The sequence below is a fragment of the Frankia sp. Mgl5 genome, assembly GCF_023242985.1.
Taxonomy (GTDB): Bacteria; Actinomycetota; Actinomycetes; order Frankiales; family Frankiaceae; genus Parafrankia; species Parafrankia soli.
Window position 1 is genome coordinate 1 of sequence record NZ_JALKFY010000098.1, and the last position, 278, is coordinate 278.

At 54.3% G+C, this 278-nt stretch carries 1 protein-coding gene; it reads left to right on the plus strand.

All coding sequences use genetic code 11. The features are described 5' to 3' along the window. On the plus strand, positions 1-278 hold a 278-nt coding region (locus MXD62_RS08535; protein ID WP_248828849.1), incomplete at both ends, for an L-serine ammonia-lyase, iron-sulfur-dependent, subunit beta.

A 278-nucleotide genomic window follows, 5' to 3' on the forward strand; every position in this document is an offset into this window, starting at 1 on the left:
TTTTTATCCGGCCCCACCTTGTTGAATGCGGTAAGTATGTCGGTTGCCGTAAATGAAGTGAACGCAGCGATGGGGACGATTGTAGCGACACCTACGGCGGGGGCATGCGGTATTGTGCCGGGCACGCTGTTTGCGGTATCGCAAAAGCTGAATCCTTCGCGTGAAGAGATGGTGAATTATTTGTTTACCGCGGGAGCGATCGGTTATTGCATTGCGAACAATGCGTTTATTTCGGGAGCGGCAGGAGGATGTCAGGCTGAGGTAGGCTCCGCGACGGC